Origin of the sequence: Parapedobacter sp. (assembly GCF_035556095.1) — a bacterium.
Taxonomy (GTDB): Bacteria; Bacteroidota; Bacteroidia; order Sphingobacteriales; family Sphingobacteriaceae; genus Parapedobacter.
Window position 1 is genome coordinate 27,979 of the sequence record NZ_DATMFT010000022.1, and the last position, 16,405, is coordinate 44,383.

The window sequence follows — 16,405 nt, forward strand, 5'->3', positions numbered from 1 at the left end:
AAACGACGAAAAAATGGCAACGATAAACGTATATACTGAATATACTCCTAACCCCGCCACCATGAAATTTTTGGTTAACAAATTGTTGATCAATGGGAGTTTGGATTACCCCAATCGGGAAAAAGCACAGGAATCTCCGTTTGCCCGCGAACTTTTCAAATTTAACTTTGTCAATGGCGTATTTTTCGCGAGTAACTTCGTAACCATCACCAAAACAGATGACGCGGAGTGGGAAGATATCGAAGCTATCTTGAAAGATTTCGTGAAAGGTGCCGTTGAATCTGAGCTGAAAGTGCAAGAAGTGGCTAAAGACGAAGACGTGACGTTCGAAGGATCGGAAACGGAAATCAAGATCCAACAAATTTTGCATGATTACGTTCGGCCGGCCGTTGAACAAGATGGCGGAGCAATCAGCTACGTGGCATTTGAGGAAGGAAGGGTACTCGTCGAACTCCGTGGTTCGTGCAGCGGCTGTCCCTCATCGATGATTACGCTCAAAGCGGGTATAGAGGGATTGCTCAAGCGGATGGTACCTGAAGTAGAGGAAGTAGTAGCTGAAGCCATGTAGCGATGTTTTTGAAATGGCAAATTGTTCTCGGCATATTTCTGATAGCGGCCTGCGGTAGCCCGTCTAACGAGGCAAATCAAGAAAGCAACAAACCGCCCCAAGATACAGCTCCTTCCTTGCTCAAGGAAGACACGAAAAACATCCTCTTTTTCGGGAATAGTCTCACTGCTGGATACGGCCTCGAAAATCAGGAGTTGGCTTTCCCGGGCATTATTCAGCATTGGATAGATTCACTTGAACTTCCCTATCGCGTAATCAACGGTGGATTGAGCGGTGAGACCTCGGCAGCGGGGAGAGAGCGTATTGACTGGCTTTTGCAAGAGAAAATCGACGTGTTTGTGTTGGAGTTGGGAGCCAATGATGGGCTCCGAGGTATACCTACAGAAGAAACCAGTAAAAACTTACAAGAAATCATCGACAAAGTGAAAGCGCAGTATCCAGACTGCAAGATGGTGCTGACGGGTATGATGGTGCCCCCAAGTATGGGTGGTGCGTATGGAAAAGCATTCACGGCGATATTCCCTGCACTGGCTAAGAACAACAACATGGCCTTTGTACCCTTCCTGTTGGCGGATATTGCTGGTGAAACTGATCTGAATCAGCAAGATGGAATTCATCCGACAGAAGAAGGTCACCAAATCATGGCGGAGCATGTATGGGAAGTGCTCGAACCACTGCTCTAATGTGGCAGTGCCAACGTTGAAACCAAATTGATACGAAAGCGAAAACCGGCGGCCTAAATCACTACGAATCTCATAATTAATCCTTAACTTTAGCGCCAAAATCGTTAATAACCACTTTATAATGAGCGAAGAAATCAACAAATTAGAACGAGTTGCATCACAAGTAAGACGAGATATCGTCCGGATGGTCCATGCTTGCCAATCGGGGCATCCCGGCGGGTCATTGGGCTGCACGGATTTTTTTGTGGCCCTGTATTTTAGTGCCATGGAGCGGAAAGCCGGATTTCACATGGACGGTATTGATGAGGATTTATTCTTCCTGTCAAACGGACATATTTCGCCGGTATTCTACAGTACATTAGCCCGCTCGGGCTATTTCGAAGTTAGCGAATTGGCTACTTTCCGTAAAATCAATTCACGACTTCAAGGGCATCCCACCACGCATGAAGGATTGCCAGGCATACGGATTGCATCAGGCTCATTGGGCCAGGGGCTCTCTGTTGCTATCGGAGCAGCCCGTGCAAAAAAACTCAATAAAGATAACCACCTGGTATATGTATTGATGGGCGATGGTGAACAGCAGGAAGGACAAATCTGGGAAGCTGCCTTGTATGCACCCCACAATAAAATAGACAACCTCATTGCGACCATTGATTACAATGGCCAGCAAATAGACGGCTCCACAGAACAGGTGCTATCCCTGGGTAACCTGAGAGCCAAGTGGGAGGCGTTCGGCTGGGACGTGATGGAGATGAATGGCAATGTAATGAGTGAGGTGTTGTCAGGATTGGCCGAAGCCAAGTCTCGTACAGGCAAAGGTAAGCCGGTAATGATTCTCATGAAAACCGAAATGGGGAGCGGCGTGGACTTCATGATGGGATCGCACAAATGGCACGGTGTGGCTCCGAACGATGAGCAACTGGCATCTGCGCTTTCGCAATTGGAAGAAACGTTAGGAGACTATTGATTAGACATTAGACAACAAGATGTCAGACGTTTTATCCATGTCTCACATCCGATATCTCATATCTTAAAAACAATGAAAAAATACACATATACAGATAAAAAAGATACGCGTTCGGGTTTTGGCGCGGGATTGCTTGAAGTGGGCAGAAAAAATGACAACGTGGTAGCGCTCTGCGCCGATTTAGTAGGTTCGCTCAAGATGAACGATTTCATCAAAGAATTTCCGGAACGTTTTTTCCAAGTAGGTATTGCCGAAGCGAATATGATGGGAATTGCAGCAGGATTGACCATTGGCGGAAAAATTCCTTATACAGGTACGTTCGCCAATTTCTCTACGGGCCGAGTCTATGATCAAATTCGCCAGTCAATTGCCTATTCTGATAAAAATGTCAAGATCTGCGCATCGCACGCTGGACTAACACTAGGTGAAGACGGTGCTACACATCAAATTTTAGAAGACATTGGACTGATGAAAATGCTGCCGGGGATGACGGTAATCAATCCATGTGATTATAATCAAACTAAGGCTGCTACTATCGCTATTGCCGACCATCATGGCCCGGTTTACCTGCGCTTCGGGCGCCCAGTGGTCCCTATTTTCACCGATGCAGACCAAAAGTTTGAAATCGGCAAGGCATGGATGGTGAATGAGGGTGCAGATGTCAGCATCTTTGCCACCGGTCACCTGGTTTGGGAAGCAATTCAAGCCGGCGAGCAGTTGGCGGAATTGGGCATCGACGCGGAAATCATCAATATACATACCATCAAGCCATTAGACGAGGAAGCGGTATTGAAGTCAGCGGCCAAAACCAGATGCGTAGTTACCGCCGAAGAGCACAATCGTCTCGGCGGGCTCGGCGATAGCATTGCGCAGGTGCTGGCCAAACACAATCCAACGCCACAAGAATACGTTGCGGTGGATGACAGCTTTGGAGAAAGCGGCACACCGGCCCAACTCATGGAAAAATACGGACTTAACGCCGCCAATATTGTGGCTGCCGTACAGCGCGTGATCAAACGTAAATAAAACGTTAAGCACGAACGCCGCACAGTTCAATATGGAAGACGCTCAAATACTGGCGAACTTTGCTGATAAGCGCACCCGGGATGACGCATTTGGGCAGCTCCTGAAAAAATATCAGCAAAAAATCTATTGGCATGTGCGGCGTTTGGTTATCGATCACGATGACGCCGATGATTTGGTTCAGGATATATTCATTAAGGTATGGAAAAACTTGGAGAATTTCAGAGAAGATGCGCAGTTGTATACTTGGCTTTACCGAATCGCTACCAACGAGTGTATCACTTTCCTGAATAAGAAGAAACAACGGCACCAAGTATCGCTTGATGATGAAAGCTCCGCATATTTAGCCGAGACGTTAACCGACACCACGTATTTCAACGGAGATCAGGCACAGCTGAAATTACAACAGGCCCTACTCACATTACCCGAGAAACAGCGCATGGTGTTTAACATGAAGTATTTTGATGATTTAAAATATGAAGAGATATCTGACATTGTGGGTACCAGTGTAGGTGCATTAAAAGCATCATATCACTTAGCAGTAAAGAAAATAGCCCACTTTTTTGAAGAAAACGATTAAACCTTCACGTAACAAAAACATCTAAGGAGTACCATGAAGGAAAAACACACATACCACCACGTAGATGCTTCGGTCAAGCTGCCCGAACTATTGCGTGTGAACCCGTATACCGTGCCCAATGGTTACTTTGAAAACTTATCCTTCCGGACAATCCAGAAATGTCAAAATACAGGTGACGGCCCTAGTACGTTTGGCGTGCCCGATGGCTATTTTGAACAATTGACGGATAGCATAACGGTGAAAATTGCCGAACAAACACTGAGAACCACTGTGAATGAATCGGGCTTTGTTGTACCGGACGATTATTTCAGTGCGTCGGAGCAACGGCTGATGGCCATCCGTAAAATCAATGAACGCGTAACTGACACAGGATTTACCATTCCCGACCATTATTTCGATACGCTGCCGCACCGGATCATGCCGGAAACTCATCAAGCCGTTACGCCTGTGCGTAGGCTACACCGCCCAAAATGGGTAGCTTATGCCGCAGCAGCGAGCGTCGCCTTGGTATTGGGATTGGCCGGTATGTTCGGAATCGCTATTGACACTTCCGACACTAAAAGCCCGTTGGCATCGGTATCGGACGAGCAAATTGTCGATTACCTGGAGCTTTACGGCCCGCCAAACGATATGATTTATATCTCCGAGCAACTCGATGACTTTGATGGGCATAGCATCGGCCAAGGGATTAGCGAGGAGGATATTGAAGCATACCTTAATCATACGTTGTAACAATGACCGTCGCAAAATCATTTCACCTCATCGCAGTAGCGCTGTTGCTTCCCGTCTCCATAATCGTGGCACAGGAAGGAAGGGCTGAGCGTTTTGAGCGAATAGAGGCGGAGAAAATCGCATTTATCACCCAAGAGTTAAAGCTGACACCGTCGGAAGCCCAAAAATTCTTTCCGATGTACAACCAATACCATCGTGAAATTTCCAAACTTAAGCAGGAGCGACGTTCAACGAAGCGGCTCAGCAGTAAGTCACAACTGGAAAACAAGAAAACACTTGGAAACGGTTTCAACCCCACTGAACGTGATGTCCTTGCATTTGATGCCAAGGAACTGGAACTAAAGAAAATATACCGGCAGCGCTTCGCCACGGTCGTTGGCCAAGCCCGTGCATCGCGATTCTTTGAGGTCGAAGAGGAGTTCCGAAATTACCTGCTCCGCGAATTGCAGCAACGGCGGCGCGATCGAGACCATCCATAAATTATTCCGTAACTTTGCATATGCTTAGTAATCGGCAGCTTTTTCTCGCTAATACGGCGCAGACATCTACTTCTCCCCGACTTATCGAAATCGACCGTGCAGAGGGGGTATACTTATATGGCCCGAGTGGCGAGCGGTACATTGATCTGGTATCTGGCTTTGCGGTGAGCAATATCGGCCACCGCCATCCGCGGGTAATCGAAGCAATTAGCAACCAGCTCGACAGGTACTTGCATGTAACGGTGTATGGTGAATTTGTACAAGCGCCACAGGTTGCTTTGGCCACGGAGCTCCTTGCCGTCCTCCCTGAGCGTTTCGATTCCGTTTACTTTACCAATTCGGGCACAGAAGCTACCGAAGGTGCCATGAAAATAGCAAAGAAATTCACCGGACGGCGCCAAATCATAGCGGCTGAAAAAGCTTATCATGGGAGCACCCAGGGCGCATTAAGTCTTATCGGCAACCCCGAATATCACCGGGCCTATGCTCCACTGCTGCCTGAAATTGAATTTATCCGTTACAACAATCAAAACGACATCGCCAAAATCGATACGTCAACCGCTGCCGTCATCTTAGAAGCGGTACAGGGTGAAGCCGGAATACGTGTACCCGATTTGTCGTATATGCGCGCTGTGCGCGAGCGCTGTGATGAAACGGGCACCGTACTCATTTTCGATGAAATCCAAACTGGCTTTGGCCGTACGGGCAAACTTTTTGCCTTTCAACATTATGGTATTGAGCCGGATATCCTACTCCTCGCTAAAGGAATGGGTGGCGGCATGCCTATAGGAGCATTTATAGCCAATAAAGCGATAATGGATGTAATTAAAGACAATCCGATGCTGGGCCATATAACAACCTTCGGCGGCCATCCTGTTAGTTGTGCGGCTGCTCTGGCATCGCTCAATGTCATTATTGACGAGCACCTCGTTGATGATGTTGAACGAAAAGCACAACTATTCCGCAAATACCTACAGCACCCCGCTATCCGCGAGATCAGAGGTATCGGTTTGATGATGTGCATCCAATTGGATACTTTCGAGCAGGTAGCAGACGTGAGTAGATACTGCGCAGACAATGGTGTCATTATCGACTGGTTTTTGCATTGCGCCACCGCTTTGCGTGTCTCACCGCCTCTTATTATCAGTGATGACGACATCGCGAAGGCCTGCCAAACGATTTTGAATGCGCTCGACCGCAAACACTGAATTTAAATCTTCCAAACATTGCTCATTTATTTCTGCCGGCGATGCAACATCGGCGGGGTTGCCCGCGTCTATTGGTCAAAGCGAAAGGAAACTAAGCGGAGGAATTGATCGTATTGCACCATTGAAGCATCATAATAAAAAACTCGTTGGAAGCCTCATTCACTGATAAACATTACGAATTGGTAGTGGCCTGCAAGCAAGGCGACCGCCAATCGCAATTCAAATTGTATAATTTATACGCAAAGGCGATGTATAATACCGCCTTGCGTATCGTACAGGATGAGGCTGAAGCGGCCGATGTGCTACAAGAAGCATTTATTGATGCATTCTCCCGTTTAGATAGTTTCCGCCAAGAGAGCACATTTGGTCTCTGGATGAAGCAAATCGTGGTAAATAAGTCGATATCGACGTTGCGAAAACGGAAGTTGGAATTGCAATTGCTTGGAGATGGCGAGGAACCTGCAAATGAGGAAGACATTGAAAATGACATCGAACTACAAGTGAACACCATCAAACAGGCGATTAACAAATTGCCCGACGGCTATCGATTGGTACTCACATTGTATCTGTTGGAGGGGTATGACCATGAAGAAATCGCGCATATTCTCCGAATCAGTGAGGCGACCTCTCGAAGCCAATACCTTCGGGGAAAGCGGAAGTTGCTGAGTTATTTGGCGAACTGAATGGAAAAGCAAAGGAGTTGACATGAAAAAAGATTTGAAATCATTCATCCAAGAAAACAGGGAAGCATTTGATGATGCCACCCCTTCGTTACACCTTTGGCAAGGTATTGCCAGTGGACTGGATGAGCTGGACCGCCAGCGCACCGATATCCCAAGTAGCAGGACGGCCTGGTTTGCCCAAGTATTGAAAGTAGCGGCCGTCACATTCCTGGTGGGCACGGTTGGGATGTTGATTTACTTTTATGGAAAAAGGGAGGCCTACCTCGATTATAGCCGGGTTAATCCCGATTTGGCTGCAGAGCAGCAGGTGTACGCGCAATTGGTTACGCAAAAGAAAGATTCGATTGCCTATATCGCGACATCAAATCCCGCACTATATGGGGAATTTTCGAAAGTAATCGACCAAATGGAATCAAACTATGAAATGTTGAAACAAGAGTTCGCGAAAAGCCCCAATAGAGAGCTGACATTGGAGGCTATGATACGAAACCTACAAGCACAAATCGATATACTCAGCCAGCAGTTGGACATATTAAATTACCTCAACAGCGCTAAAAACGAAACCCACAATGAACAAATTTAAGATATATCTAATTCTTTCGATACCGCTGTTGTCGTATACAACAACGGTATTCGCCCAGCCGGCAGACCCGCAGGAGTTGCAGACTGTGGTGCAGGATATCGGCCAACTGGCTGCAGATCTTAGCAATGGGATAAGTAACGCCTTGGAATGTATCGATGTGGATGCGTCAAACCTCACCCCCCTCATCCGTGAAAGCGAGTCGTTGGCCCAAGAGATTACCCAGCTGGATTGGCAGCGGCTTTTGGAGCAACAGGACGCTATGGCGCATCTTATCTACCAAAAAGAAAAGGTAACCGAATACGCGTATCCCATCAATAGCCGCCAATCGGTTAACATCGATAACCGTTATGGCAAAATAACTATCAATAATTGGGCAAAAAATGAGATAAAGGTAATCATTACCGTGCGCACTGCCGAGAACTCCGAGCGACGGGCCCAAGAAGCTTTGGATCACGTTCGGATCGACCAATCCCGCTCAAGCAACGTCATTTCCTTCAAAACGGCCATCGAGTCGGGCGATTCGAATTGGTGGTCAATGTTAACAAGTGGTGGAGGAGACCGCACATTGCGCGTAGACTACGACGTTTATCTCCCCAAAAAAAATGAACTGGCACTTGCAAACCGTTACGGCGCCATTGAACTATCCGATCGCGACGGTACTGTTAACGTATCGGTAAGTTACGGAAGTCTGCAAGCTGGCCGGTTGAATGGTCCTAATAATTCGTTATCGGTTGCTTATTCAAAAGCGGACGTTGAATACTTGAATGAAGGAGAGGTAAGCGTGCGTTATGGGGGATTCACATTATCCGAGGCCGAAAAGCTCACGTTGGCGATGAGTTCGAGCGGCGGAAAAATAGGCAAAATCAACCAAGAAACCAATATCAGCCTCCGGTACAGCGGCGGATTTGAAATGGGCCTGGGCCCATCCATACAAAAAGCAAGTGTGGCAGCAGCGTACTCCAATATCCACATTCGCCCGGCACGCGATGCCGCCTTCAATTTTGATGTTGCGGTGAGTTATGGTGGGTTCGATTACGATCGCAATCACATCAATATTGGCAGCAAGTCAGAGAGCCATACATCCGCCAGCTACTCAGGCTATTGGAACAAAGCCGTAGATAACATGGTAAGCGTCAATGCACGGTATGGTGCGGTGAGTTTAAAATAAGTGAGTAAATTTTGCGTAATTTACTATCCGAATCGCTTCCGCAGGATTGCATACAGTTTGTCCGCCGTTTCGGGCTTGTCTGCCCAATTGTTCTTCTGGGCATAGTTTGCCTGCAAGAAACCGTCGGCAGAAGTAAAATCATCGTACCTATTTAGCAGCTCGATAGCTTCGCTATAAGCCAAGCTGTAGCCATTAAAAAGATCTTTGATGAATAGCAATTTGTCATTGAGACTGATTGCCGATTTAATATCCGAAATCCGTTCACCATCGCCCCGGGTTGCTATTAGGGGATTGCTACTGCTTGCCCTCCGCTGTGCAGAAAGGCGTTCGTTGAGCGAAAGCGGCCGTGGCGGCTTTTCATCATTATCCGGCCGGGTGGGCACGTCGGTAGCATCGATTTCAACAGCCTTTTCTTCAATTACTACTTCTTCCGTAATAACTTCATCTTCTCCTCCGTCTTCTTCTGCTACTTCCTCTTCCTCAATGACAGTGTTATAATCGGGTTCTTCCCGCGATTCCGGCGCCTGCTCACTAACTTCGTCATGCACCTCCTCCGTCTCCACTTCGTCTGTTTCCATTTCCACTTCGTCTTCAGCTTCTAGCGTATTATCGCCCTCAACGACATCCTCACGTTCGTCAAGCTGTTCCTCGCTACGCTCACTCGGAAGGTCGGTTTCGATCTCCGCTTCTTCCGTATCAGTTTGGTCTGCGGATGGCGCATGTGACTCGGTGGTCTCAATATTCGGCGTGAAAACAATTTCTTCCGAATCATCCGTTTTGGCATCGACATCCACTTGGTGCGAATTGCCAAAATTGACTTCAGTTTCCTGTATCGGTTGCTCCGATGTTTCTATTTCGGCCTTCTGCAACTTATTGTAAACCGTTACATTCGCTGCAAAATAATTGACGGTAGCTTCAAATAAATCGGCCTTTAGACCATCGCCTGCTGTTGCATCGTTTTCCAAATCGCCAAATTGGCTGTTAATATCGTTGAGTAAATCCGCTATTTTCCCTAAAACCTGCTGTTTTGTTGTCATGCTATTAAAACGTATGCCTCTAATGATAAACCAAAATTAACATTAAATTCTGATATTAGCAGGCTTGGGGCTTACAATTAATTGTGATTTCCGCATAAAATAGCGATAGATACCATGCTTTTTTCAGAAGACCGGTTGGTGCACAAGAATACTCCTTATGGGAGCATTGAAGTGATTTGCGGATCGATGTTCTCGGGCAAAACTGAAGAACTCATCCGTAGAATGCGGCGCTCACAGCTCGCCAAACTTCCGGTGGAAATATTCAAGCCCACATTGGATACCCGTTATCACGATACGGCTATCACGTCGCACGACAGTAATAGCATACCATCTACCCCGGTAGAACATTCGTCTAACATCCTACTATTGGGAAGCATTGCAAAAGTGGTGGGCATTGATGAAGCTCAGTTCTTTGACGATGAACTGCCCGATGTTTGTACAAAACTAGCCAATGCGGGAATCCGGGTAATTGTAGCCGGCCTAGATATGGATTTTAAAGGCCAGCCTTTTGGCCCTGTACCGTCACTCATGGCCATTGCCGAACACGTAACCAAGGTACACGCAGTATGCGTACGTTGCGGCGCGCCTGCCAATTATTCTTACCGGATTACAGAAGATGACCAACAGCTGCTTGTAGGGGAAAAAGAGAGTTACGAGCCGCGGTGCCGCGCCTGTTTCTATCGGAGCCAATAAGCGACCTAAACCCTATAGCCACACTTTTTTCACAGCTCGCTGGTGATCGCATCGCTCATCGGCTCTGTCTTCGAACGGAAACGATGAACAAGCTTACCGTGCTCGTCGATTAGGAATTTTTCAAAATTCCATTTGATTTCACCGGTAAAATCCGGATTTTCAGCCGCCGTCAGGTAGGCGAACAATGGCGATATATCTTTTCCCTTTACGCTGCTCTTTTCGGCCAGCAAAAACGTTACACCAAAATTCTTTTCACAAAATCCCTGAATTTCTTCGTTGCTACCCGGTTCCTGTCCACCGAAATTATTAGCGGGAAAACCAATGACTACTACTTTATCGCCATATTTTTCCGATAATTCTTGTAACCCTGCGTATTGCTTGGTAAATCCACATTCCGAGGCCGTGTTGACCAGCAATAGCTTTTTCCCTTTGAACTGAGAAAGATGAACTTCCTCACCATCGATAGACTTGACGGTAAATTGATACACGTTGTCTGCAGGAGCACCAATCAATATTGCACCTAACATTAAAATAATTACCTTCATATACTTTAGTTTTTTATGTTACTTCCTTTGCGAAGACACCATACAATGATTAAGCGTGTATTTCGTAGTTTTTCTCGCGCTGGATAATATAGTTAAACAGTTCGTTAATCGGACGGCTCAATACCTTGCCCATCTTGACACCGCGTTGTTCGCATACTTCACGTAATTGTTCAATAAAAAAATACGCAATCGATCCCACGAAATGGCATACGTAGTCCCCATGATCCGGAAACGGCTTTATATTTGTCATAATGAACTCCGTAAAACCGCGCTTAAGCAAATCGTCTATGAAGGGATGATCACTATATGCCGCCATAAATGGTGCAAATGACGCCAGATACGCATTGGGGGTGGCGCGCTGGTACACGTTTTTGATAACGATTTCCTTGTTAAGCCGGTATTTGGTTTCAAACTGGGCAGCGAGATCGGCCGGCATAGCACCGTACAAAAACCGGGTTACCAATTGTTTTCCAAACCAGACACCCGAACCCTCATCCCCGAGCACATAACCGATCCCCTGTTGTGTGGGAAGCACCTCTTCGCCATCGAAAAAGCTAACGTCAGAACCCGTACCCAATGTTGCGATATACCCTTTCCTATTTCCACATGTGGCATAAGCTGCACCAACCAAATCGGTTTCTACAGAAATGAATGCATTAACAAATAGCTGAGATAATGCATTGGAAACCATTTCACGCCTATCGGGACTCGTACAGCCCGATCCAAAAAAATAAACTTCGGTTACCTGCCCCGCATGCGGAAGGATCTCATCCGCATTGTGGATAATCTTTGCGATGTCTTTTTCGTTCACAAAAAAGGGGTTCAATCCTTTCGTCGCAAATGCCAACCGCTTGCCATCAGGGAGTGCCAGCATCCAATCCGATTGTGACGAACCGCTATCTGCTACTAATATCATTGAATTACTTTATTATAAGAATTAACTAGGGATATCAAATTTAGCTAAATTTGATATCATGTGCAATATAATAATGTAAAAGTAATTTATCTTCCAAGACTTGTTTCCACAGGCCCATCACTCCATATCGAGCACGCCCGCGATCTGTTGCAGCGTTATCTCGGCCAACTTGGCTTGGTACTGTGACGTGCTATAACGGGTACTGGCATCTACAAAATTACGCTGCGCCTCGCGAAATTCAACCGGAGCAATGCTTCCCAGCTTGAATTTCTCCAGGGTGATATCCATATTCTCTTTGGCGATATCTTTATTCCGTTCCTCTAATCGTACCAATTCCAAATTCATCAAATACGTTTGGTAAGCAGCCAGCAACTGCGCATCGATATTCTCCTTGATTTTATCTACTTCGATTTCCGCGGCATCCAGCATCAGCTCGGCATTTTGCTCATTTCTACGTTGTATGAATCCATTGAATATATTCATAGACGCGGAAACACCATAATTGAGCCCATTGTTATGCGACCGCGTAGAGAAACCCAATTCGGCCGCCGAGCGCGAGCGTGTATAAGCTGACGAAACACTGACCACGGGATACCGCTCGCCTTTAACGCGCTTCAGTTCCAACTGGCTAATCCGATGATTGACTAGGGCCGACTGCAGCGCTGGGTTGAGCTGTTTCGCCTGTTGGGCAAGCTTCTCGTAGTGGAGGTCGCTTGCGATTAAGATGGTATCTGCCACCGTAAAATCGGCATTTACATCGCGTGCCAGCAGCTCATTCAACCTAATCTGTGTCGTTCGATAAACATCGCGCTGCCGCAATAAGTTGGTGGTATCTGTGTTGAGGTCCACACTGGCTGCTAATACTTCCAATTTGGAAGCCCGCCCAATCTGGTACCTGTTTTCTGCTGTTTGATGGCGAAAGGCAGACAATTCCAAAGCGGTCTGCGTGGCTTTAATCAACTGCTGTTGTTGCACAAGGTCAAAATAACCACTTACTACCTCATACACCGTAGACAAGATGGCAGCTTTAAGGTTGGCCTCGCCGAGTTCCTTAAACGCCTTGAGTTGGTCATACCGGGCAAACATCTGGAAACCATCAAAAATTGTCCAGTCCAAGTTCACACCATAAGCCATCGACCGGCTTTTGGCTCCGCGCAATGCACGGGTTTCACCACTCAGGAGGGTTTGTGTTGTATTTTGAATACTTGCCGCGGCCGAGACATCACCGCTAACCGATGGTAGCATACCCGCATTACCGATATGCACGTTGTTGGTGGCCACGTCGGCGTCCTTCGCTACCAACCGGATGTCGTAATTATTCTCCAGTGCTATGGCTACGGCTTCTTCCATCGTGAGCACCGGTTGACTGGTTCCCAGAAAGGGAACGAAAAATAAGGCAACAATAATCAATCTCTTCATAACGAATGTTCACCTGCCATTACTTCTTCCTCGATTCGTTTAGCTTCTTCCAAATCGGGATTAGGTTTATATTCTCGAGACCACATCGCATACACGGCCGGGATGATATACAAGGTCAGTATCAACGAAAACATGGTCCCGCCTACAATAACCACCCCCATTCCGATGCGGCTGGTTGCAGCGGCACCAAAGGCCATAGCAATCGGCAACGCACCGAGCGAAATCGCTAAGCTCGTCATGAGAATGGGTCTAAGCCGAGCTTCGGCCGCCTCTATAATTGCCTGTCGAACGGGCAACCCCCGCTCTTTAAGCTGGTTAGCAAATTCGACGATAAGTATGCCGTTCTTCGTAACCAGCCCGATAAGCATTACGGTGCCGATCTGGCTAAAGATATTCCACGATTGCCCCGTAAGCCAAAGGGAGAGCATTGCACCAGCTACCGCCATGGGTACGGTAAGAATAATGATTACAGGATCTAGAAAACTCTCAAACTGTGCTGCCAAGATGAGGTATACCAGCAAAAGGGCCAAGGCGAACGCAAACATGGCATTGGAGCTACTTTCCTTGAAATCGCGCGATTCTCCACCCAAATCGGTCGAGAAACTGTCATCAAGCACCTCATCCGCAATGCGATCCATCGCGTTGATACCGTCTTCAATCGTTTGTCCCCGTGCTAGCGATGCGGAAACCGTGGCCGACATAAAACGATTGTTATGATACAATTGCGGTGGACTGCTTTGCTCGACCATATCGACGAGGTTATCCAACTGTATCAACTCGCCGGTACTGCTACGCACAAAAATGGTTGCCAAATCGAGCGGCGAACTCCGATCTTGGTCGGAAAACTGACCAATCACTTCATATTGCTTGCCATTCATTAGAAAATAGGCAAATCGCTGCCCGCTCAGTGAAAGCTGCAGGGTTTGCGCAACATCCAACACCGATACGCCCAGACTTTGTGCCTTGTCCCTGTCAATACTGACATTCAGTTCCGGTCGATTGAATTTGAGATTAACGTCAACATTAGCGAAAGTAGGATCTGCCGTGGCACGATCCATAAATTCGGGTATTTTCTCTTCTAACTTACCAAAATTGGGTGCTTGGATGATATACTGAATGGGCATCCCCCCTCTCCTACCTACCGATATGGTGGGTTGCTGGGAAATAAAGGTGCGCGCCTCGGTATACCGGCTGGTTTGTCTTGACAATGCCTCCGCAATCTCATCCTGCGAGCGTTCCCGATCTTCGGGCGGCACCAGGCCGAGACGCATCATGCCGGTATTGGCCGACCCGGATCCTCCCCATGAGGGCGATGTGTTGACCATATTGACTTTTTTCTCCGGAACGGAGTCATTAACCAACTGGATTAGCTCCAACATAAACCGGTCCATATACTCGAAGGTGCTACCTTCCGGGCCGGTAATACTTGCACGCAACAAGCTACGGTCTTCATAAGGAGCTGTTTCTTTACGCAAGTGTACCCAGAACCATGCGATAAGCGCAAAGCAAATTGCCAAAATCGGGAAACTCACCCACTTGGCACGCATATAGCGTCGTAGCGACTGGGCATATCCCTTCGTCATCTTCACAAAATAGGGTTCGGTAACGGTGTAAAACCATGAATGCTTTGCCCCACGGCGCATGAGGTATGCATTGAGCATGGGCGTAAGGGATAATGACACAAATGCTGAAATCAACACGGCGGCAGCAATGACCACTCCAAACTCTCGGAACAGCCGCCCAACGAAGCCCTCCATAAACATTACAGGTAAAAACACCGCCGCCAGCGTTACAGAGATGGAGATCACAGCGAAGAAAATCTCGTTTGCTCCTTTAATCGCTGCCATAATTGGCGACATGCCCTCCTCTACTTTTTTATAAATGTTTTCGGTCACCACAATTCCGTCATCGACCACCAAACCCGTAGCCAGCACGATAGCCAGCAACGTCAACACGTTGATCGAGAACCCAAATAGATACATTACGAAAAAAGTGGCAATCAGCGATACGGGTATATCAATCAACGGACGGAATGCAATAGCCCAGTCACGGAAGAAGAGAAAAATAATCAAAATCACCAATATCAATGCGATCAGAATGGTTTCGGCAACCTCTGTAACTGACCGCTTGATAAATAACGTATTGTCTATCGCTACGTCCATCACAATGTCGGCCGGCACTTCATTCTTGAGTTGCTCGAGACGGTCATAGAATGCGTTGGCAATATCAATGTAATTGGTGCCGGGCTGTGGTATGATCGCCATTGCAGCCATAACAGAATTGGACTCCCGGAATTCGCTTTCTAGCTGTTGCGGGCCAAGCACAGCAGTGCCGATGTCGCCAAACCGAATAATCCGGTCGCCTTCCGATCGGATGATCAGGTTATTAAACTCTTCTTCGGTTGTAAGATTACCTACGGTTTTTATCGCTAATTCGGTATTCTCTCCCATAATTTTGCCCGACGGCAGCTCTACATTCTGGCGGTTCAGTGCATTACGCACATCCAATGGAGTGAGCCCGTAAGCCGAAAGCCGCATTGGATCGATCCACAACCGCATCGCGTAGCGCTTTTCGCCCCATATCTGAACCGAACTCACCCCCGGCAATGTCTGTAAGCGTTGGGCGATCACGTTATCGGCAATTTCACCGAGTTCAAGCGGGGATCGGGAGTCGCTTTGAACCGTCATTACGATGATTGGATCGGAATCGGCATCGGCTTTCGACACCACCGGTGGTGCGTCGATATCCTGCGGCAAACTGCGCATGGCCTGCGAGACCTTATCGCGTACATCGTTGGCGGCCTCCTCCAAGTTTTTGCTCAGCACAAATTCGATATTAATACGGCTGGAACCTTGACTACTGGATGAAGATATGTTGCGAATCCCATCAATTTGGTTAATTGAGCGTTCCAACGGTTCGGTAATCTGCGATTCGATAATATCCGGGTTAGCCCCGGCGTAGTTAGTCCGCACCGACACGATGGGGGGATCAATGGAAGGGAACTCCCGTACACCCAGGAACGTGTATCCGATAATGCCAAATAAAATAAGGATCAAGTTCATCACGATGGTGAGAACCGGCCTTTTTATGCTGGTGGTGGAGAGACTCATGTGCTTATCTT

At 47.4% G+C, this 16,405-nt stretch carries 17 protein-coding genes; 12 read left to right on the forward strand and 5 right to left on the reverse strand.

The features are described 5' to 3' along the window. The first annotated feature begins 13 nt into the window (after positions 1–13). From VNQ80_RS13960 to VNQ80_RS14010, 11 genes are all read left to right on the forward strand, one after another. Complete coding sequence (locus VNQ80_RS13960) at positions 14–568, forward strand: NifU family protein (RefSeq protein ID WP_325639656.1); 555 nt, start codon at positions 14–16, stop codon at positions 566–568. A 2-nt stretch (positions 569–570) separates the two neighbouring features. Then, complete coding sequence (locus VNQ80_RS13965; protein ID WP_325639658.1) at positions 571–1,251, forward strand: arylesterase; 681 nt, start codon at positions 571–573, stop codon at positions 1,249–1,251. 121 nt (positions 1,252–1,372) lie between these two features. After that, positions 1,373–2,218 carry a transketolase gene (locus VNQ80_RS13970; RefSeq protein WP_325639660.1) on the forward strand — a complete coding sequence of 282 codons (846 nt, stop codon included), beginning with the start codon at positions 1,373–1,375 and terminating at the stop codon, positions 2,216–2,218. 72 nt (positions 2,219–2,290) lie between these two features. Continuing rightward, positions 2,291–3,244 carry a transketolase family protein gene (locus VNQ80_RS13975; protein WP_325639662.1) on the forward strand — a complete coding sequence of 318 codons (954 nt, stop codon included), beginning with the start codon at positions 2,291–2,293 and terminating at the stop codon, positions 3,242–3,244. A gap of 31 nt (positions 3,245–3,275) precedes the next feature. Then, a complete protein-coding gene (locus VNQ80_RS13980) occupies positions 3,276–3,821 on the forward strand; it encodes an RNA polymerase sigma factor (protein ID WP_325639664.1) in 546 nt (181 codons plus the stop codon). A gap of 33 nt (positions 3,822–3,854) precedes the next feature. Then, a complete protein-coding gene (locus VNQ80_RS13985) occupies positions 3,855–4,553 on the forward strand; it encodes a hypothetical protein (RefSeq protein WP_325639666.1) in 699 nt (232 codons plus the stop codon). A 2-nt stretch (positions 4,554–4,555) separates the two neighbouring features. After that, entirely contained in the window at positions 4,556–5,032 is a 477-nt protein-coding gene (locus VNQ80_RS13990) for a hypothetical protein (RefSeq protein ID WP_325639668.1), read from the forward strand. Between the two features lie 20 nt (positions 5,033–5,052). Beyond that, positions 5,053–6,240: an aspartate aminotransferase family protein gene (locus tag VNQ80_RS13995; protein WP_325639670.1), complete on the forward strand. Its 1,188-nt coding sequence runs from the start codon at positions 5,053–5,055 to the stop codon at positions 6,238–6,240. A gap of 146 nt (positions 6,241–6,386) precedes the next feature. Continuing rightward, positions 6,387–6,923 (forward strand): sigma-70 family RNA polymerase sigma factor, encoded by a 537-nt coding sequence (locus tag VNQ80_RS14000; RefSeq protein WP_325639672.1) that lies wholly within the window; start codon positions 6,387–6,389, stop codon positions 6,921–6,923. A gap of 22 nt (positions 6,924–6,945) precedes the next feature. Beyond that, positions 6,946–7,506, forward strand: coding sequence for a hypothetical protein (locus VNQ80_RS14005; protein ID WP_325639674.1), 561 nt, complete (start codon positions 6,946–6,948; stop codon positions 7,504–7,506). Continuing rightward, positions 7,493–8,674 carry a hypothetical protein gene (locus VNQ80_RS14010; RefSeq protein WP_325639676.1) on the forward strand — a complete coding sequence of 394 codons (1,182 nt, stop codon included), beginning with the start codon at positions 7,493–7,495 and terminating at the stop codon, positions 8,672–8,674. Before VNQ80_RS14005 ends, VNQ80_RS14010 begins: the two co-directional genes overlap by 14 nt. Positions 8,675–8,697: 23 nt before the next feature. Here VNQ80_RS14010 and VNQ80_RS14015 read toward each other — a convergent pair whose 3' ends face one another. Next, positions 8,698–9,711 carry a hypothetical protein gene (locus VNQ80_RS14015; protein WP_325639678.1) on the reverse strand — a complete coding sequence of 338 codons (1,014 nt, stop codon included), beginning with the start codon at positions 9,709–9,711 and terminating at the stop codon, positions 8,698–8,700. A gap of 114 nt (positions 9,712–9,825) precedes the next feature. On the opposite strand from VNQ80_RS14015, the gene VNQ80_RS14020 reads away from it, so the two are divergent. Continuing rightward, on the forward strand, positions 9,826–10,404 hold the full coding sequence (locus VNQ80_RS14020; RefSeq protein WP_325639680.1) for a thymidine kinase: 579 nt from the start codon (positions 9,826–9,828) through the stop codon (positions 10,402–10,404). A 29-nt stretch (positions 10,405–10,433) separates the two neighbouring features. Here VNQ80_RS14020 and VNQ80_RS14025 read toward each other — a convergent pair whose 3' ends face one another. From VNQ80_RS14025 to VNQ80_RS14040, 4 genes are all read right to left on the reverse strand, one after another. Next, positions 10,434–10,949 (reverse strand): glutathione peroxidase, encoded by a 516-nt coding sequence (locus VNQ80_RS14025; RefSeq protein ID WP_325639682.1) that lies wholly within the window; start codon positions 10,947–10,949, stop codon positions 10,434–10,436. A 49-nt stretch (positions 10,950–10,998) separates the two neighbouring features. Further along, entirely contained in the window at positions 10,999–11,865 is an 867-nt protein-coding gene (locus VNQ80_RS14030; RefSeq protein ID WP_325639684.1) for an N-acetylglucosamine kinase, read from the reverse strand. A gap of 117 nt (positions 11,866–11,982) precedes the next feature. Further along, positions 11,983–13,284 carry a TolC family protein gene (locus tag VNQ80_RS14035; protein ID WP_325639686.1) on the reverse strand — a complete coding sequence of 434 codons (1,302 nt, stop codon included), beginning with the start codon at positions 13,282–13,284 and terminating at the stop codon, positions 11,983–11,985. Then, on the reverse strand, positions 13,281–16,394 hold the full coding sequence (locus VNQ80_RS14040; RefSeq protein WP_325639688.1) for an efflux RND transporter permease subunit: 3,114 nt from the start codon (positions 16,392–16,394) through the stop codon (positions 13,281–13,283). The genes VNQ80_RS14035 and VNQ80_RS14040 overlap by 4 nt, the downstream gene beginning before the upstream one ends. Between the last annotated feature and the right edge of the window lie 11 nt (positions 16,395–16,405).

Coding starts and splice junctions, on each gene's coding strand:
- VNQ80_RS13960 (WP_325639656.1), top strand. CDS start 14: ATGGCAACGATAAACGTATATACTGAATATACTCCTAACCCCGCCACC.
- VNQ80_RS13965 (WP_325639658.1), top strand. CDS start 571: ATGTTTTTGAAATGGCAAATTGTTCTCGGCATATTTCTGATAGCGGCC.
- VNQ80_RS13970 (WP_325639660.1), top strand. CDS start 1,373: ATGAGCGAAGAAATCAACAAATTAGAACGAGTTGCATCACAAGTAAGA.
- VNQ80_RS13975 (WP_325639662.1), top strand. CDS start 2,291: ATGAAAAAATACACATATACAGATAAAAAAGATACGCGTTCGGGTTTT.
- VNQ80_RS13980 (WP_325639664.1), top strand. CDS start 3,276: ATGGAAGACGCTCAAATACTGGCGAACTTTGCTGATAAGCGCACCCGG.
- VNQ80_RS13985 (WP_325639666.1), top strand. CDS start 3,855: ATGAAGGAAAAACACACATACCACCACGTAGATGCTTCGGTCAAGCTG.
- VNQ80_RS13990 (WP_325639668.1), top strand. CDS start 4,556: ATGACCGTCGCAAAATCATTTCACCTCATCGCAGTAGCGCTGTTGCTT.
- VNQ80_RS13995 (WP_325639670.1), top strand. CDS start 5,053: ATGCTTAGTAATCGGCAGCTTTTTCTCGCTAATACGGCGCAGACATCT.
- VNQ80_RS14005 (WP_325639674.1), top strand. CDS start 6,946: ATGAAAAAAGATTTGAAATCATTCATCCAAGAAAACAGGGAAGCATTT.
- VNQ80_RS14010 (WP_325639676.1), top strand. CDS start 7,493: ATGAACAAATTTAAGATATATCTAATTCTTTCGATACCGCTGTTGTCG.
- VNQ80_RS14015 (WP_325639678.1), bottom strand. CDS start 9,711: ATGACAACAAAACAGCAGGTTTTAGGGAAAATAGCGGATTTACTCAAC.
- VNQ80_RS14020 (WP_325639680.1), top strand. CDS start 9,826: ATGCTTTTTTCAGAAGACCGGTTGGTGCACAAGAATACTCCTTATGGG.
- VNQ80_RS14025 (WP_325639682.1), bottom strand. CDS start 10,949: ATGAAGGTAATTATTTTAATGTTAGGTGCAATATTGATTGGTGCTCCT.
- VNQ80_RS14030 (WP_325639684.1), bottom strand. CDS start 11,865: ATGATATTAGTAGCAGATAGCGGTTCGTCACAATCGGATTGGATGCTG.
- VNQ80_RS14035 (WP_325639686.1), bottom strand. CDS start 13,284: ATGAAGAGATTGATTATTGTTGCCTTATTTTTCGTTCCCTTTCTGGGA.
- VNQ80_RS14040 (WP_325639688.1), bottom strand. CDS start 16,394: ATGAGTCTCTCCACCACCAGCATAAAAAGGCCGGTTCTCACCATCGTG.